Origin of the sequence: Rhizobium sp. YTUHZ045, from assembly GCF_051124255.1 — a bacterium.
Taxonomy (GTDB): domain Bacteria; phylum Pseudomonadota; class Alphaproteobacteria; order Rhizobiales; family Rhizobiaceae; genus Rhizobium.
Window position 1 is genome coordinate 43,864 of the sequence record NZ_CP101435.1, and the last position, 16,304, is coordinate 60,167.

Below are 16,304 nucleotides of genomic sequence, written 5' to 3' on the forward strand. Positions count from 1 at the left end.
TAGCCGGGACCGTGGCAAAGCCAGGCTCTGCTCTGCGTGTGATTGAGAACGGCTGCGGCGATACATGGCCCCATGCCGAACGAACCGATCCTGTTGGGCGCTTCAGCAACGCGGCTTTGCCCCTGTTCCACATCGACCAGTTCACCGTCCATTGTCTTGACCGTATGGTCCTCACTTGGTGTTATCGTCAGTTCTTCACGAAGCGGTTGCGCTTGGACGCCGCGTGCATGTCCTTGCGCCTAAAGTAGATCGCCCGCCCGCAACGCAGCGGCGCTTGGCCCTGGACTATTATGATCTGCTCGTCCTTGCGCATCGATTGGGTGATCTCGTGCGGCATGATCAGCGGCCGGCGCTGGAAGTTGACACTCTCCGATTTGCGCGATGCGCTGTTCTTCGTGTCCCAGCCGATGTTGCGTGAACTTCCCTTCACCTCGACAGTCATCTCGCCGCACTGGGCCGAGACATTGCGCGCCGTATCGAGCGCCTTGATCGCGGCATAGCTCGCGAAGGCGCATCCGTCGATCCACGACGTCGCGCCGTCCTTGCCGAAATGCCGCTCGAGCTGGCCGACCGACTGGTACATCAGCATCATCGAGATGCCGTACTTGCGACCGCGATCCCGCGCCTCCTCAAGCACGCGCATATAGCCGAGGAGATCGACCTCATCGAGCATGAACAGCGCCCGGCGCTGGAACGCGCCATCGGCCTGCACCATGGCATTGATCAGTGAGCCAATGATAACCCGCCCGATTCCTGGATAAGAGCGCAGGATCGAGGCGGGGATATTGAGGAACACGTCCTTCTTGCCCGAAACAATGTCGCTCGACCGGAAAGCATTGCCGCAAACGAGGGCGGCGTAACTGTCGAGCGATAGCCACTGCGTATCCTTCGAGGCGGTCGAATAGACGCCGGAGAAGGTCTGCTCGGTCATGTTGGTGAAGACGCCAAGCGTCTCACGGATAAAGGCGGAGGCGGAATGCTCCTGAATGTCGCGCAACATCGCAAGCACCGAGGGTTCCGGCTCGGAAACGATCTGCCTGAGACTGCGCAAGGTTCGCCGTCCCTCGTAGTCCGGAGAGAGCATCACGTGCGCCAGCAGGCCGGTCAGGAGATTGTGCGCCTGGTTCTGGAAATAAGACCCGGTCGAACTTTCAAAGCGCAGGCTCTCCGACAGCAGCATGTGCGCGATGCCGACGATATCCTCCTCCTTTTGCTTTGACGTCTCGATCCCGTCCAGGACGTTGAAACCCATAACCGGATTGGTCGGGTCGAGCACCATGACCTCTCGGCCAAGGCCGCTCGTCCGGTGCTCGACCACCATCGGCGTGACTTCGGTTGACGGATCGAGGCAGATCAGCGGCCCGGTATATCTGAGCGCCGTCGGCACCACATTGCTGGTTGTCTTGTATCCGCCCGAGCCGGCGAAAAAGAGCATATGGGTCGAGTCGAAATCCTGTTTGTAGGTAAGCAGCGGCGCCTTGCCGCCTTGACCCCAAGTTGCCGGATCGTTGGGATCGAAGGGCAGCTCGTGGACGATTTCCCTGTCGACGCGATAACGCTCACCGACGACGATTTCGCCGTCCGGCGGAAACACTCTTGCCGCCGCCGACATCGGCAGCCAGTCCGCGTCTCCGAAGGTCCCGTGCCTGGCACGCTTCACCGGCTCGGGGACGACCGTCGAGATACGCGCGGCGACCGCGACTACCATGAAGGCTGTGACCGCGCCGAGGACGGCGACCATGTCGAGAAAGGAAAGAGCCCGCTCCCAGGTGACCGTGCCGCTCTCGACGAACGGCGCCAACCGGCCGAACTCGCGTAGCGCATAGAAGCCGGCGACCGTCAGAAAGCACGCGAGGCTGGCAATCGCGATCGGCCGCCGGCGATGCATGGGCAGGGCCCATACGGTCAACATCCCCGAGAGCGGCCCGAACAGCAATGCCGGTAAAGGTGCGGCCCGCAAAAACCAGTATTCGGCTTTTCCGGATAGTCCGGCGGTAAGCCCCTGCCACCGCCAGCCGGTGACATAGATGGCAAACGCAGTGACCGCGACGGGCACAAGAATGAGCAGGAGGCTCGGATGGAGTTTCGACTTCAACGCCATTCCAGCATCTCCTCGACGGGCGTGATCTCTTCCGATTGAGGAGAGGTTCTGAATGCCTTTTCGCCGATGTCGCGCAGTCGCCGATATTCCGACGAGCCTGCTTCCACTCTCGCCATTTCCATAAGTCCGCCGAGTAAAAAGGCCCGGTCGGACGTGGAAAGGCCCGCCCTGACGACGATGCCGCCCAGCAGGAATTTCTCCCGCGCCGCGCGCTTGCGATCAGCTGTCATGAGAAACCTCCGTCGCCGCTCCAGCCCCACTATCTGCTGGTCGACGCACTTGAGGAGAAGCGGCAGCAGTCGCCTTCTTTTCGCTTTGGCGAAATCGCGCGGCGACCTCTTCGAAGATGCGGTCAAGTTCGTCGTCGGGGATCTCCATTTCCGCCAAACCGGACTTCGTGGCGGCGCGAGCAAAACGCTCCGCCGATCTGACGACGAGCAGTTTCCTGCGTTCGCGCAGTTTTTCGATCTGAGCGTCGAGATCAGTGATCGAAGTCTTGGCAGCCATTCCAGTTTCCTTCCCGAGTCGAGACAATCTAAACGATAACGATTATACCGGCTAGAATGCGCCAGTAAAATAGGTTATTTTGCATTTACTCCGAAAACGTAGCTGCCGGGAATCCGGCCATGGCCGCCATCCGGAAAAGCGGCATCGGCCCTTCGGTCCGATCGGTTTGAGGGCGCAATATACGTCGCTGGCGCGACGTGCTTGAGAGGTCTGGAGGCAGTCGTGGCGATCATGTTCGTCAGAGCGCAGGTGATCAGCAGAGGGGCGGGGCGCAGTATCGTCTCGGCCGCCGCCTATCGCCATCGCGCCCGGATGATGGACGAACAGGCCGGCACGTCCTTCAGCTATCGCGGCGGAGCCGCCGAATTGATGCATGAAGAGCTCGCATTACCGGAGGACGTTCCGGCCTGGCTGAAGGCGGCGCTCGACGGCCAATCAGCTGTCAAGGCGAGCGAGGCGCTCTGGAACGCGGTCGACGCGTTTGAGAAAAGAGCCGACGCACAGCTGGCGCGGGAACTGATCATTGCCCTGCCGGAGGAACTGACCCGGGCCGAAAACATCGCCTTGGTTCGCGAATTCGTCCGGGACAACCTGACGTCCAGCGGTATGGTTGCCGATTGGGTGTACCACGACAAGGACGGCAATCCGCACATTCATCTGATGACGACGCTTCGACCCCTGACCGAGGACGGGTTCGGGCCGAAGAAGGTCGCGGTCACGGCAGATGACGGCACGCCGTTGCGCGTCGTCACACCGGACCGGCCGAAGGGCAAGATCGTCTACAGGATCTGGGCCGGTGACAAGGAAACGATGAAATCGTGGAAGATCGCCTGGGCGGAAACCGCCAACCGGCATCTCGCACTGGCCGGTCATGAGGTCCGCCTCGACGGCCGCTCCTATGCCGAACAGGGTCTGGACGGCATCGCGCAAAAGCACCTCGGCCCGGAAAAGGCGGCGCTCGCGCGAAAGGGCGTCGAGATGTATTTCGCGCCGGCGGATCTTGTGCGGCGGCAGGAAATGGCGGACCGGCTGCTTGCTGAACCTGAGCTGCTCTTGAAACAGCTCGCGAACGAACGCTCCACTTTCGACGAGCGTGACATCGCCAAGGCGCTGCATCGCTATGTCGACGATCCCACGGACTTCGCCAATATCCGCGCGCGCCTCATGGCCTCGGACGATCTCGTGCTCTTGCGGCCGCAGCAGGTCGACGGGCAGTCCGTTAGGGTCTCCGAACCGGCGATCTTCACAACGCGAGACATCCTGCGCATCGAATATGACATGGCGCAGTCGGCAGAACATCTCGCCAAGCAGAAAGGCTTTGGTGTTTCGCCGAGGCACGTCGCGGCCGCCGTCGCCAGCATCGAGACGGCCAATCCGGAAAAAGCCTTCAAGCTTGATGCCGAACAGGTGGACGCTGTCCGCCACGTCACCGGTGACAACGGCATTGCCGCCGTCGTCGGTCTCGCCGGTGCCGGCAAGTCGACGCTGCTGGCAGCCGCCCGCGTCGCATGGGAAAGCGAAAGCCGCCGGGTGATCGGCGCAGCTCTCGCCGGCAAGGCCGCGGAAGGGCTTGAAGACAGTTCCGGCATCAGGTCGCGCACGCTCGCCTCCTGGGAGCTCGCCTGGGCCGGCGGCCGGGAATTGCTCCATCGCGGGGACGTGCTTGTCATCGACGAGGCCGGTATGGTGTCGTCTGGGCAGATGGCGCGAGTCCTCAAGACCGTCGAAGATGCAGGCGCGAAAGCCGTGCTGGTCGGCGACGCGATGCAACTGCAGCCGATCCAGGCGGGTGCTGCCTTCCGGGCGATTTCCGAGCGTGTCGGTTTTGCCGAGCTTGCCGGCGTGCGCCGCCAGCGCGATGAGTGGGCGCGCGACGCATCCCGTCTTTTCGCCCGCGGCAAGGTCGAACAGGGCCTCGATGCTTATGCGCAGCGCGGCCACATTACCGAGGCAGAAAGGCGCGACGAAATCATCGGTCGCATCGTTGCCGATTGGACGGAAGCACGTCGTGACCTGCTCCAGAAAATCACCGACGGGGGGACTGCGCCTCGGCTTCGTGGCGACGAACTGCTTGTGCTGGCGCACACCAATGAGGATGTGAAGCGTCTCAATCAATCCCTGCGCAAGGTGATGATGGAGGAGAGCGCACTGACCGACGCGCGCGAATACCAGACGGCACGCGGGCTTCGCGAGTTCGCCGCCGGAGACCGGATCATCTTTCTGGAAAATGCCCGTTTCCTCGAACCGCGTGCGCGCCGCCACGGGCAGCAGTATGTCAAGAACGGTATGCTCGGCACGGTCGTTTCGACCGGTGACAAGCGAGGCGACACGCTGCTGACGGTTCGCCTCGACAATGGCCGCGACGTTGTTCTGAGCGAAGACAGTTATCGCAATATCGACCATGGCTATGCCGCAACGATCCACAAATCTCAAGGGTCGACCGTCGACCGGACCTTCGTCCTTGCCACCGGCATGATGGACCAGCATCTGACATATGTGGCGATGACCCGCCATCGCGACCGCGCCGACCTCTATGCGGCGAGCGAGGATTTTGCGGCGAAGCCGGAATGGGGACATAAGCCACGTGTCGATCATGCCGCCGGCGTCACCGGTGAACTCGTCGCAACCGGCTTCGCGAGATTTCGGCCCGAAGACGAGGATTCGGAAAATCCCTTTGCCGATGTCAGGACAAATGACGGAACCGTTCATCGTCTCTGGGGCGTCAGCCTGCCCAAGGCGCTCGAGGAGGCGGGCGTCTCGGAGGGCGATACCGTCACGCTACGGAAGGACGGTGTCGAGAAAGTCAAGGTGACGATCCCGGTCATCGATGAAAACACGGGCGAAAAGCACTTTGAGGAACGCGAGGTCGATCGCAACGTCTGGACCGCCAAGCTGATTGAGTCCGCCGAGGCTCGCGTGGAGCGGATCGAGCGGGAAAATCATCGGCCGGAGCTGTTCGGTGAGCTTGTCGAGCGCCTTGGTAGGTCCGGCGCCAAGACAACGACGCTCGATTTCGAAAGCGAGGAAGGTTATCGCACGCTGCGCCAGGACTTCGCACGGCGGCGCGGCATCGACACGCTCGCCGGGGTCGCGGCGCGACAAGAGGAGGGTATTTCCCGGCAACTGGCGTGGATCGCGGAGAAGAGGGAGCAGGTCGTAAAGCTCTGGGAGCGTGCAAGCGTGGCGCTCGGCTTTGCGATCGCGCACGAGCGGCGCACGGCTTATAACGAGGAACCGCGCGAGTCCCTCGCAGCGGACATCCCGGCGACCGGGAAATATCTGATTCCGCCCAGCACCATATTCGCCCGCAGCGTCAATGAGGATGCACGCCGGGCGCAACTCGCCTCGCCGCGGTGGAAAGAGCGGGACGCCATCCTGCGGCCGGTGCTCGAAAAGATTTATCGCGATCCGTACGCAGCACTTGTCCGCCTGAACACATTGGCGTCGGATGCAATGATCGAACCCCGCAAGCTTGTCGACGATCTTGGCGTCAAGCCAGAGCGGCTCGGCCGCCTGCACGGGTCCAATCTCATGGTTGACGGTCGGGCAGCACGCGATGAGCGTGCCGCCGCGACGGCCGCGATCAAGGACTTGCTGCCGCTGGCTCGGGCGCATGCGACCGAGTTCCGCCGGACCGCAGGCCAATTCATCGAGCGCGAGGGGACGCGCCGGGAATACATGTCGCTGTCGATCCCGGCGCTTTCGAAACCGGCGATGGCGCGCCTCGTCGAAATCGAGGCGATCCGCGAACGAGGCGGCGAGGGCGCCTACAAGACCGCCTTCGCCAATGCCGGTGAGGACCGAGCGCTTGTCCAGGAGGTCAAGGCCGTCAACGACGCGTTGACGGCACGATTCGGCTGGAGCGCCTTTACTGCCAAGGGAGACGCAGTCGCCGAGCGCCACATCGCGGAGCGCATGCCCGACGATCTTTCCCCTGAACGTCGCGACAAGCTCACCCGCCTCTTCGCCGTCGTCCGGCGCTTTGCCGAGGAACAGCATTTGGCCGAGCGGCAGGACCGATCGAAGATCGTTGCCGGCGCAAGCGTCGCGGCTGTTTCAGAGGCGGTGACGGTCTTGCCGATGCTCGCCGCCGTGACCGAGTTCAAAACGCCGGTGGAAGAGGAGGCGCGGATACGCGCAACGGCGGCCGCCCACTACCGTCATCATCGCACGGCACTCACTGACACCGCGACCCTCGTCTGGCGCGATCCCGCCGGCGGGGTCGAAAAGATTGAGGCGCTCCTCGTCAAAGGCTTTGCTGGCGATCGCATTGCGGCGGCCGTCAACAATGATCCCTCCGCCTATGGAGCGCTCAGAGGGTCCAGCCGGCTGGTGGACAAACTGCTTGCCCCCGGCCGCGAGCGAAAGGAAGCCCTTCTCGCCGTGCCGGAAGCAGCAAGCCGCATCCGTTCGCTCGGTGCGTCCTACGCCAGTGCGCTAGATGCCGAAACACGAGGCATTATCGAAGAGCGCCGGCGCATGGCTGTCGCCATTCCCGGATTGTCAAAGGCGGCCGAAGACGCCCTCAACCGGCTGACGGCCGAAATGAGCAAAAAGGGCAGCAAGCTCGACATCGCCGCCGGTTCGCTCGATCCGGCCATCGCCCGCGAGTTCGCCACGGTCAGCCGGGCGCTCGACGAGCGTTTCGGCCACAAAGCCATTCTGCGCGGCGAAAAGGACGTCATTAATCGCGTGGCGTCGGCCCAGCGGCGCGCCTTCGAGGCAATGCGGGAGAAGATGAAGGTTCTGCAGCAGACGGTTCGACATCAGGGCAGCGAACAGGTTCTCTCCGAACGCCGAAGGCGCGCCATCGATCGCGCGCGCGGCCTCAGTCGATAGCACTTTAGAGACATCAGAGAAGTGAAAGGAAAAGCACATGGCAGGTCAGGACATGCCCTACGAAGCAACCATCCGCACCGAAATCGCCATCAGGATTCTCAATCAGGCGCGCGCCATCGTCACGACACGCGTCTATGCGCTCGAGGAAGAGAATCCCACCGCGGCCGACCAGTTGCGCGACCGCCGCCGCGATCTTTTGGAGCTCCAAGAGAGCCTTGGGCCGGACAATCCTGACGCGGTGGAACATGTCATCGCCATCTGGGGACCGCGCGTCCAGGACGAGACACGCTTCTGGGCGGAGTTTTGATCATGGCGGAGGACGTGGTCGGGTTGCTCTCGCCCGAGAGGAACGAGAAGATTTTTCAGAAAGACATTTTACGCGATTATCTGCCGGAGGGGATGAGACGATCGGAGCGGCCGCGCCTGATCCTGATCGGCGGCCAACCGGGCGCCGGCAAGACGGCGGTTCTAACCGCGAGCCATTACGAACTTGCGCAATCAGGACCGACCATTCGCATTGTTGGTGACGACCTCAGATCCTATCATCCGCAATTTCTTGCCTTCCAGCGTCAGGATCCGGAGACCGCGTCCCAATTCACACAAGGAGATGCCGGACGCTGGACCGAGAAGCTGCTGTCGATTGCGGCTGAACGGCAGGTCAACATCGTCTTCGAGACCACGATGCGCACGCCGGAAAATGTCGCCCGGGTAATTGAAGTGGCGCGGCATGCCGGCTACGCGGTCGAGGTGCGTGCGGTCGCCGTCAATCCTCGCGTCAGTTGGCAGGCAAACCATTACCGCTTCGAGGAAATGCTGCATGCCGGGCTGGCGGCACGGATCCCCCCGCAGCACGTTCATGATGCCGCCATCGACGGTCTTCGCGTCAGTCTCGACAAGATCGAAAGCGAGCATTTGGTCGACCGCGTGCAATTGCGCACACGTGGCGGCTCCGTCATCTACGACAATGAGCGCCGCGACGATCAATGGACGCATCGCCCCAGTGGCCGGCTGGCATTGGAGCGCGAGCAGTCACGGCCAATGACACCTGGAGAGTTGCAACGCTTCGCGGACGATTGGAACCATGTGCTTGCCCGAATGGAAGCGCGCAGCGTTTCGAAGGATCGGATCGCAGCAGTGGAAATCCGTGCACAAGAAGATGTTGCTCATCTGTTGGCGCAACGCCGGGACACAGAGGGCGCCCAAAGCAAAAGACGCGGCAGGACAATCCTGCAGGAACCCGTCGACGGTCATCGCCTGTTCGTCGAGCTCTACGAAAATGCGATCCGCGACGCCGAGCGCCGTCCGATCGGCAATGTCGAGGCTCATGCCGTCGGACGCCTCACGCAGAGCTACATGGCTTTGAAGCTGGTCGAGGTGGCACGCGATCTTGGCCTGCTGCCGGACGAGAGCAAGATCGTCGCAACGCGGGCCTTTGCACAGGACAAGCGCGGGTCGCTCGAATTCCCCGCGGCGCATCGCCTGCCGGCGGACCTCGCCGTGGAAATGCCGGATGGGATCCGACGGCGGCTGACCGACAGTATCCGTCCGAGCGAGACCGCCTTTGAATATTGGATAAAACTGTTCAGACCCTGTCCTTATTCCCAGGCATAAGGACAGTTGGACAGATGGAGATTTTTGAAGGGGACAGCGGGTCTCGGGTGAGCCGTCTTGAGGTGATCAACACCGGACGGCGGCGTCGATTTACTGAGGATGAGAAGCTGCGGATTGTCGCAGAAAGCTTTGCGGGGAGAGGCCGGGCGTCGGCCACGGCCCGTCAGTACGGCATCAGCCGCTCGCTGTTAAACCGTTGGCGCAAATCGGTTCGCCAGGGTTTGCACAGCCAGAAACAAACCGATGGTTTTGTGCCGGCGTTCGTCATGCCGGAAACTTTTGTGCCGGTGAAGCAGGTCACTCCACCTGCTGCGATGGAGCATCCGGTAGCGCCTCCTTCCGGCCGCATGGAGATTGTCGCGGCGAACGGCCGTCGTGTGGTCGTGGACGGCAGCGTCGACGTTGAGGCGCTGCTGCGGATCATGCGGGGTCTGGAGACGTTGCGGTGATCACGCTTCCTTCCGGTCAAAATGTGCGGGTGTGGATTGCAACGGGCCATACCGACATGCGGTGTGGGTTTCCATCGCTTGCGTTGCGGGTGCAGGAGGTGCTGAAACTGAACCCTCTGGACGGCAATCTTTTTGTATTCCGCGGTCGTAGCGGATCGCTGATAAAAGTGATCTGGAGTGACGGCCAGGGGAGCTGCCTTTTTACAAAAAAGTTGGACCGCGGCCGGTTCGTCTGGCCGTCTGCGGAAGGCGGCGCGATCGCGATATCACCCGCGCAGCTGAGTTATCTTCTGTCCGGGATCGACTGGAGGCACCCTCAAGAAACCTGGCGGCCGACGAAGGTCGGCTAGCATTATTCAATTGAAAATACAGGGGAAATCTGATCGAATGGCTTCATGATCTCAAAGCCTGTCGATCTTCCTGTGGATGTTGTTGGCGCTTACCTGGCGCTGCTTGGCGAGCATGAAGCCTTGCAGGCTAAACACGCTATCGCAGTTGCGGAAGCGGCCAATGCGCAGGCGATGCTCTCTGACAACGAGGCGCTGATCGTTGCTCTGGAATTGAAGATCGAGAAGCTCAGGCGCGAGTTGCGAGGCCAGCGCTCTGAACGCACGGCGCGCCTGCTCGACCAGTTGGAACTGCAGCTCGAGGAACTCGTGACGGCGGCGACGGAGGACGAGGTCGCGGCACAGGCAGCAAGCGCCAGAACCTCGAGCGTACGTTCGTTCACGCGCAAACGACCGGTGCGCAAGCCATGGCCGGACGATATCGAGCGCGAACGTATCGTCATCGAGCCGCCGACGACTTGCGCCTGCTGTGGTGGTTCACGCTTGTCGAAGCTGGGCGAGGACGTCACCGAGACGCTGGAAGAGATTCCGCGCCGGTTCAAGGTGATCGAGACGGTGCGGGAAAAGTTCACGTGCCGTGACTGTGAGGCGATCAGTCAGACGCCGGCACCGTTCCATGCCACGCCGCGCGGCTTCATCGGTCCTCATCTGTTGGCGACGATCCTGTTCGACAAGTTCGGCATGCACAGCCCGCTCAACCGGCAGAGTGCCCGGTTCAAATGCGAGGGGATCGATCTTTCGACCTCGACGCTGGCCGACCAGGTCGGGTACGCAACAGCCGCTCTCATGCCTGTCTTCGATCTGATCGAGGCGCATGTCTTTGCGGCCGAGCGTCTTCACGGTGATGACACCACCATTCCCATTCAGGCCAGGGACAAATGCACGACCGGACGCATATGGACTTACGTATGCGATGACCGGCCATTCGGGGGAACAGCGCCGCCAGCCGCAATCTATTATGCGTCGAGTGACCGGCGCGGCGAACATCCGCAGAAGCACCTGGCCAGATACGGCGGCATTCTACAGAGCGATTGCTACAATGGCTTCGAGCCGATCGCTGTTGCCGCAACGAAAGAGGTGCCGATCACCTTCGCCTTTTGCCATGCGCATGCGCGGCGTAAATTCTTTGAGCTGGCCGATATCCAGAAGAATGCGCGGGATCGCAAACGCAAGGGCAAGCCGATCTCGCCGATCGCGCTTGAGGCCGTCAAGCGCTACGACGAATTGTTCGGGATCGAGCGGCAGATCAACGGATTGAGTGCCGAAGAACGACTGGCTGCGCGGCAGGAGAGAAGCAAGCCGCTGTTCGATGACATGCACGAGTGGTTGACGAAGGAACGCGCCACGCTCAGCAGATCGTCCGAGGTCATCGAGCCGATCGATTACATGCTCAAGCGCTGGGAGGGCTTTGCCCTCTTCCTCGAAGACGGTAGAGTTTGTCTCACGAACAACGCAGCCGAGCGGGCGCTGAGAAGTGTCGCATTGGGAAGACGGAACTGGACCTTCGCCGGTTCCCAGCGTGGGGCCGATCGTGCCGCTGTCATGCTGACCGTCATCACCACCTGCCGCCTCAACGATGTCGACCCAAAGGCGTGGCTTGCCGATGTCCTGGCTCGCATCGCCGACCATCCTGTGACGCGCCTGCACGAACTGCTGCCCTGGGAGTGGAAACGTGCATCGCCGGCAACCGTAATGCTGGCGGCCTGACGATGGTGGCTTCTGCCGTCCGCCTGAAGGTCACCCTCGATCATGTCGAGCCGATAGTGATGCGGCGCGTTGTCGTACCGTTCACCATCAGGCTCAGTCGGCTGCACGAGGTATTGCAGGCGGCGATGGGCTGGACCAACAGCCACCTTTACGAATTCCGCATGCGTGACGTCGGCTTTGGTTTGCCAGACGAGGAATGGGGGGATGGTCCGATCGATGCCCGCAGGGTCTCGCTGCTGTCGGCAGTCCAGGACACCGGTGCGAAATCGTTCAAATACCTTTACGACTTTGGCGACGGTTGGGAACACAGCATCAAGATCGAGCGCACCTTTCCTGCAGTCGGCACGGAAGGACCGATGCTCCTCGAAGCAACGGGACACTGCCCGCCTGAAGACGTTGGTGGTCCATGGGGTTATCAGGAGTTCCGCGAGGCGCTTGCAGACCCGGCGCACGAGCGACATGCCGAAATCCTAGAATGGTGGGGCAGCAGCGATTACAATCCCAACAGCGCCAACTTCTCGCAGCTCAACAAAGCCGTCGATGACCTCGCCGCAAAATGGGTCCGAAAAGCGCGACGCAAAACCTGAACACCGGGCTGTGGGTGAAAGCCGAAACTGGATTTTACCGTGTAAACAACCGGCGGAATAGTTCTTCCGAACGCCGTAGACCTTCGTCCGTCAGGACCAGCGACTTCGACTTGTTCAACGGATCACACAGGACCGCGTCATCGATTTTGTCCTCGTCGATCTCCATTCTGCTATGCTACCACGCGCGAGACCCCAAGTCCCGCGGCCCACCTCGGATGGATACGACCGACATGTTCGGCCTGGAACTCAATCGGGTGGCGATTGACCGCGAGGTGTTCAGTCCGATGGACCGCATGTCGCGTCTCGCCAATGTGGCCGATTCCTGGGCGGAGGCCGCCGGCATGCGAAAAGCCCTCGCCGGGGCGGCAAACGCCGTGGTGCGTGGTGTATCTGCCGATGAGGCGATGTCGCGGATTATCGAGCCGGGATATGCGGTTGCGATCGCTCAAACCCGGCGCCGGCTCGAGCGCAATCTGATGCTCACCGAAAGGGCGGCGATTGCAACCTCGATTGTCAATGTGAACGGAGAGCCCTGCGCGCGATGCGGGACGTCCTTCGCCTCCGCTCGGCCGAGCTGGACAACCGCGCCCGCGCCAAGGCCATGTTGGAGGCCGTGCTCTCCGAGACTGCACGACATGACAGTCTGGAGCCCGCTAAGCGGCGCGCCGCGGACGTCTTCGCGCAGGGCATTGCCGGGAACGAGCGAATGCTGCGGATTGAGACGGAGCGTCACGTCGAGCATGCAGTGGTCTCACCGCGGCCGCTTGTTCCGGCGCGGGAGCTTCCGGACCTCAGCGAAAGCGAAATCGGCGCGCGTCTGCGTCAATCCACGCGGCTTGCCGACAAGCGGACGGAGATCGAACATCTGTCGCGGCTGGTCTTCGGCAACAGCCAGACGGCTTCGCTGGAGGCGATTACGGATGCGCGAACCGGCGCTGCCGCCGGCGACGACGTGCGGGCGGGCCGGCGCGGCGAGTTGGCCGGGGAGGGGCGGACCTGGTGGCGCGGCCCGAGCCCCGAGCGCCAGACGGCCGAAGCACATATGCAGAAGCTCGCAGCGGCGTTGGCCGACTATGGATTGGCGATCGACTTCGAGCGGCATCAGCTCGTCACACAGCACCTTGAGGAACAGGCCCGTCAGCGTGTGGAAATTCCCTCACCGTCCAGCAAACTTGCTGGGGTCCTGTCATCGGAGGGTGAGGAGCGGTTTCGATCCTTCCAGAGTGATGAGGGTCTCAGACGCGAATTTGAACGTCTGTCCCTGGCGGTGACGAAAAGACTTTCGCCGGCCGACCTTGCCCAGTTGAAGGCCGGCGATCTCTCGAGGGTCGCCAAGACCCACGGAATTGACGAGCAGCAGGCAACGAAGGTGAAAACGACAGTGTCGCAGGTGCGTAGCGTGCAGCAGGACATGACGGCGCGTGTCCGGGAACGAGCGCGAACGGAGGCTGTCACTTTGGTGAGGCGCTGAGGCCTCGGAGAATTTCTACGAGATGATCGTAATGCGGGCACGCAGTCATTGTCGCGGAGCTCGAGAACAGGGCTCGTATTCGAAGCGAATGGCCGGGAATCCCTGATCTTCAACTCGTCCGCTGCGATACGATCCACGAATAGAACAATACGTTGATCGGGATCAAATTGACGGGACGCCAGATCAGGCCGTCGATATCCACCGACGCACCGTGAATGGCCTGCGCCCACGAAACGCTGTCAGCGTAGGTAGACTTCGACGTTTCGATCGGGTCTGAGAGGCTAAGGCCCCATGCCTTCAAGTCGGACGCAAAAAGGCTTGCCAGCAGCAGATTGGGTTACGGACAATGATAGTGATCGTCCGCTGTTCGACAGCGGAAAGGCGAACGGATCTCGATTTCATGAAAAATCGATTCAAATACCGTCGCCTCTCTGCTTCTTGCGGCATAGAGCGTCGCCATGCAGTTTCCGCCGCCGTCGTTAACCGGTGCTAAACGCGTAGGTTGCCCCATGCAGAGATTGAATTGTGCTGTGCCAAACGAGGAAAGGTGGTGGGGATGAAGTTTGGTTCCACCTTGAGCGTCCACCTGTTGATGTTCGGAAAAGGCGAAGGTGGCTCGGCCTAACTCGGGATATCAACCGACGACCTCTTGCTGTTCACGGTCGGCCGCAGAAGCAATTTCTTCGGGATGATCCAGGATGTCGACCGGTGTCTTATCATCAAGCCAGCCGTTGGCAGATACGAACCAGAAGGCGCGTTGCCAGGCGGAGAAGGATTGCGGCAGCGGTGCAAGCACCGGATGCGGCCGACCATAATGGAACTGGAACGCTAGGAGATTTTCTGTGCCGCGACGCTGAACCGAAAAGCTGTCTAGCGCCTTTTTCCCGCGCGCCGCTGTTGCATAGGGATTTTTGGCGGAGGATCCTGCCAGGCTTGAGACTTCGGCACTGGTCAACTGCGCGACTTCTCGTATGAACCGGTCGCGAAGCTCGAGGTTGTCCTCGGCAAGAGCGCGTCGCGCCTCCCCAAGTTCATCAGGCAGGATGAGATCGACAAAATTGTTGATGGCCTCCTCCAACGAGGCCCTGGCCCGAATCAATGTCTTCAGAAATGTCTCGAGAGTGGTCCGATAGTTCTTGGGCATCGCCGGTCGCAATGTCGGTCATGGCACCGGCAAGCCCAGCAAGCTCGGCGTCGTCTTTACCACCTGGTACCGCATTGAGTTTGAAAAGCGTTCGCAGAAAGGCGTTCATGAACGTTTCATGAATTGCCGGCCGATCTCGCGAACGTCTGGCACGCCCCCAGCACGACGGCGTGGGACCGCAAGGCGCTCTTTTGCACACTCATCGGGGAGATCACCCTCCATGTCTCCCGAGACGAGGCGTTGGCACGTCTCGTCCTGCCCTGGAACGGCGGTAAGGCCGCGCTCGCGGCCGGCGACGGTTCGCACCGACGAGTATACGCTGGCGCTGCGGCGGCTGGCACCGCAGTACTCCGGTGCCGTCATCGCTTGCATTCTCAACCGCCAGACCGTCACATCAACGACGGCCTCATTAAGGGCGAACAGATCACCTCAGGTGCCACCTGGCGCATTCGCCTGACGGCGGAACTCAACGCCCGTTTCATCTCCACATGCGGTGACGGCTTCGAACCAACTGCGACGCCACGGAGACCCTCAGCCTGTCGCGCCAAAGTCTGTTGCAGTCGATCAAGTGCGGCGACCTGCAAGCCATCCACGGCGCCCTCGAACAAAGAAAAGGTCTACAGAACATCCGCCACGAGTTAGGGGGCATTATGGCATCGATCGAAAAATTTTTTCGACGTAGGGTTCCGCGCTCACAACGCAGCGAGGCAGCTGCTAAACGAACTGTAGAAGCTGCAGGCAGACGCATGGCACAAATGGGCGATCGTCGTTATTCGACGACCAGTTGTGTGTTCATCTTTTTCCGGTTCCAGGCGTCGGTGTTCGTAACTCAAGTATTCCAGTGCGAAACACATGCCTTGTCCCTTTCTGGGACAACCTCCTCCTTGGCACCCAGATTGTGAGGGACTCCGTTAGACGATCGCGGTCTCGCCCGGCCGAGGAGGTTTAAAGGAAACTTGCTCAAACGAACCGAATAGACACTGCACAGTTGAGCGGTCCTGCCACAAAAGCATTGCTCGTCTGTCACGGCTGCCGCTGTCACTCCCTCAGCGGCGACCTTGGTTCTTTCCTCGCCTGACGGGCGGTGGCGAGATCCGCCACATTCAAATGGGGCTCAGGCTTCGCGGCAAGTTTGACGATACGACCCAGAAAGCTTTTATTGGCGCGGTTCACTGTCCTCGTCGACTGGGATATCGACAAGCCTCCGGCGATCTTGATCATTGAGAAGCTTGCGCTTTGCCATCGCCCGACTCCATTCATGACCAATCTGCGTGAAGCGTTGTCGAGTCGGGCCGAACAGAGAAATCAAAACTGGCGCATGTCGATGGCAATCCACAGAGATCGGATGTTGCACATCCGAACTACGACATCGTTCCTGTTCCGTTCGGCCTTAGCGTACGATTTCGGACTGCTCTTGTTCTGACCCCCTTCTGCATCGCGGCGCTCATCTGATTGCGGGTGGCAGAGGATAGCCTCCTTTGCCCAGGCCCGGCAAAACCTAACTCGAACTCGGTGTGATCAACTCGGCAATGTCGGATTTT

Annotated in this window: 13 protein-coding genes; 8 read left to right on the plus strand and 5 right to left on the minus strand. The window is 61.2% G+C overall.

Annotated features, from left to right (window positions below; translation table 11 throughout):
• Positions 1–187 precede the first annotated feature (187 nt).
• From traG to NMA58_RS29740, 3 genes are read right to left on the minus strand one after another with little or no spacing between them, the layout of a single operon-like run.
• Positions 188–2,101 (minus strand): Ti-type conjugative transfer system protein TraG, encoded by a 1,914-nt coding sequence (traG, locus tag NMA58_RS29730; RefSeq protein WP_416068598.1) that lies wholly within the window; start codon positions 2,099–2,101, stop codon positions 188–190.
• The gene (locus tag NMA58_RS29735; protein WP_413990702.1) at positions 2,092–2,331 is read right to left on the minus strand and encodes a conjugal transfer protein TraD; all 240 of its coding nucleotides are present in this window, start codon (positions 2,329–2,331) and stop codon (positions 2,092–2,094) included. The genes traG and NMA58_RS29735 overlap by 10 nt, the downstream gene beginning before the upstream one ends.
• Positions 2,321–2,608 (minus strand): TraC family protein, encoded by a 288-nt coding sequence (locus NMA58_RS29740; RefSeq protein WP_416068597.1) that lies wholly within the window; start codon positions 2,606–2,608, stop codon positions 2,321–2,323. The genes NMA58_RS29735 and NMA58_RS29740 overlap by 11 nt, the downstream gene beginning before the upstream one ends.
• A gap of 222 nt (positions 2,609–2,830) precedes the next feature.
• Between NMA58_RS29740 and traA the strand changes: the two genes are divergently transcribed.
• The 7 genes from traA to NMA58_RS29775 are packed head-to-tail and all read left to right on the plus strand — an operon-like array spanning position 2,831 to position 12,148.
• Positions 2,831–7,447 (plus strand): Ti-type conjugative transfer relaxase TraA, encoded by a 4,617-nt coding sequence (gene traA, locus NMA58_RS29745; protein ID WP_416068596.1) that lies wholly within the window; start codon positions 2,831–2,833, stop codon positions 7,445–7,447.
• A gap of 37 nt (positions 7,448–7,484) precedes the next feature.
• Positions 7,485–7,754: a hypothetical protein gene (locus NMA58_RS29750; protein ID WP_416068595.1), complete on the plus strand. Its 270-nt coding sequence runs from the start codon at positions 7,485–7,487 to the stop codon at positions 7,752–7,754.
• Between the two features lie 2 nt (positions 7,755–7,756).
• On the plus strand, positions 7,757–9,058 hold the full coding sequence (locus NMA58_RS29755; protein ID WP_416068594.1) for a zeta toxin family protein: 1,302 nt from the start codon (positions 7,757–7,759) through the stop codon (positions 9,056–9,058).
• Between the two features lie 14 nt (positions 9,059–9,072).
• A complete protein-coding gene (gene tnpA / locus NMA58_RS29760; protein WP_416068530.1) occupies positions 9,073–9,507 on the plus strand; it encodes an IS66-like element accessory protein TnpA in 435 nt (144 codons plus the stop codon).
• Positions 9,508–9,563: 56 nt separating this feature from the next.
• Positions 9,564–9,857, plus strand: coding sequence for an IS66 family insertion sequence element accessory protein TnpB (gene tnpB, locus NMA58_RS29765; protein ID WP_112982801.1), 294 nt, complete (start codon positions 9,564–9,566; stop codon positions 9,855–9,857).
• Between the two features lie 45 nt (positions 9,858–9,902).
• The gene (gene tnpC / locus NMA58_RS29770; RefSeq protein ID WP_416068531.1) at positions 9,903–11,561 is read left to right on the plus strand and encodes an IS66 family transposase; all 1,659 of its coding nucleotides are present in this window, start codon (positions 9,903–9,905) and stop codon (positions 11,559–11,561) included.
• 2 nt (positions 11,562–11,563) lie between these two features.
• Entirely contained in the window at positions 11,564–12,148 is a 585-nt protein-coding gene (locus NMA58_RS29775) for a plasmid pRiA4b ORF-3 family protein (protein WP_416068532.1), read from the plus strand.
• A gap of 34 nt (positions 12,149–12,182) precedes the next feature.
• On the opposite strand, the gene NMA58_RS29780 is transcribed toward NMA58_RS29775, so the two are convergent.
• Entirely contained in the window at positions 12,183–12,314 is a 132-nt protein-coding gene (locus NMA58_RS29780; protein ID WP_416068533.1) for a DUF6429 family protein, read from the minus strand.
• A 375-nt stretch (positions 12,315–12,689) separates the two neighbouring features.
• Here NMA58_RS29780 and NMA58_RS29785 point away from each other — a divergent pair, with 375 nt between their 5' ends.
• Positions 12,690–13,619 carry a BID domain-containing protein gene (locus NMA58_RS29785; protein ID WP_416068593.1) on the plus strand — a complete coding sequence of 310 codons (930 nt, stop codon included), beginning with the start codon at positions 12,690–12,692 and terminating at the stop codon, positions 13,617–13,619.
• A gap of 634 nt (positions 13,620–14,253) precedes the next feature.
• On the opposite strand, the gene NMA58_RS29790 is transcribed toward NMA58_RS29785, so the two are convergent.
• Positions 14,254–14,763: a hypothetical protein gene (locus NMA58_RS29790; protein WP_416068592.1), complete on the minus strand. Its 510-nt coding sequence runs from the start codon at positions 14,761–14,763 to the stop codon at positions 14,254–14,256.
• Positions 14,764–16,304 lie beyond the last annotated feature (1,541 nt).

Excerpts from the sequence above, each read along its gene's own strand:
- traG (WP_416068598.1), bottom strand. The coding sequence starts at position 2,101 with ATGGCGTTGAAGTCGAAACTCCATCCGAGCCTCCTGCTCATTCTTGTG.
- NMA58_RS29735 (WP_413990702.1), bottom strand. The coding sequence starts at position 2,331 with ATGACAGCTGATCGCAAGCGCGCGGCGCGGGAGAAATTCCTGCTGGGC.
- NMA58_RS29740 (WP_416068597.1), bottom strand. The coding sequence starts at position 2,608 with ATGGCTGCCAAGACTTCGATCACTGATCTCGACGCTCAGATCGAAAAA.
- NMA58_RS29750 (WP_416068595.1), top strand. The coding sequence starts at position 7,485 with ATGGCAGGTCAGGACATGCCCTACGAAGCAACCATCCGCACCGAAATC.
- NMA58_RS29755 (WP_416068594.1), top strand. The coding sequence starts at position 7,757 with ATGGCGGAGGACGTGGTCGGGTTGCTCTCGCCCGAGAGGAACGAGAAG.
- tnpA (WP_416068530.1), top strand. The coding sequence starts at position 9,073 with ATGGAGATTTTTGAAGGGGACAGCGGGTCTCGGGTGAGCCGTCTTGAG.
- tnpB (WP_112982801.1), top strand. The coding sequence starts at position 9,564 with ATGCGGTGTGGGTTTCCATCGCTTGCGTTGCGGGTGCAGGAGGTGCTG.
- tnpC (WP_416068531.1), top strand. The coding sequence starts at position 9,903 with ATGATCTCAAAGCCTGTCGATCTTCCTGTGGATGTTGTTGGCGCTTAC.
- NMA58_RS29775 (WP_416068532.1), top strand. The coding sequence starts at position 11,564 with ATGGTGGCTTCTGCCGTCCGCCTGAAGGTCACCCTCGATCATGTCGAG.
- NMA58_RS29780 (WP_416068533.1), bottom strand. The coding sequence starts at position 12,314 with ATGGAGATCGACGAGGACAAAATCGATGACGCGGTCCTGTGTGATCCG.
- NMA58_RS29785 (WP_416068593.1), top strand. The coding sequence starts at position 12,690 with ATGCGGGACGTCCTTCGCCTCCGCTCGGCCGAGCTGGACAACCGCGCC.
- NMA58_RS29790 (WP_416068592.1), bottom strand. The coding sequence starts at position 14,763 with ATGCCCAAGAACTATCGGACCACTCTCGAGACATTTCTGAAGACATTG.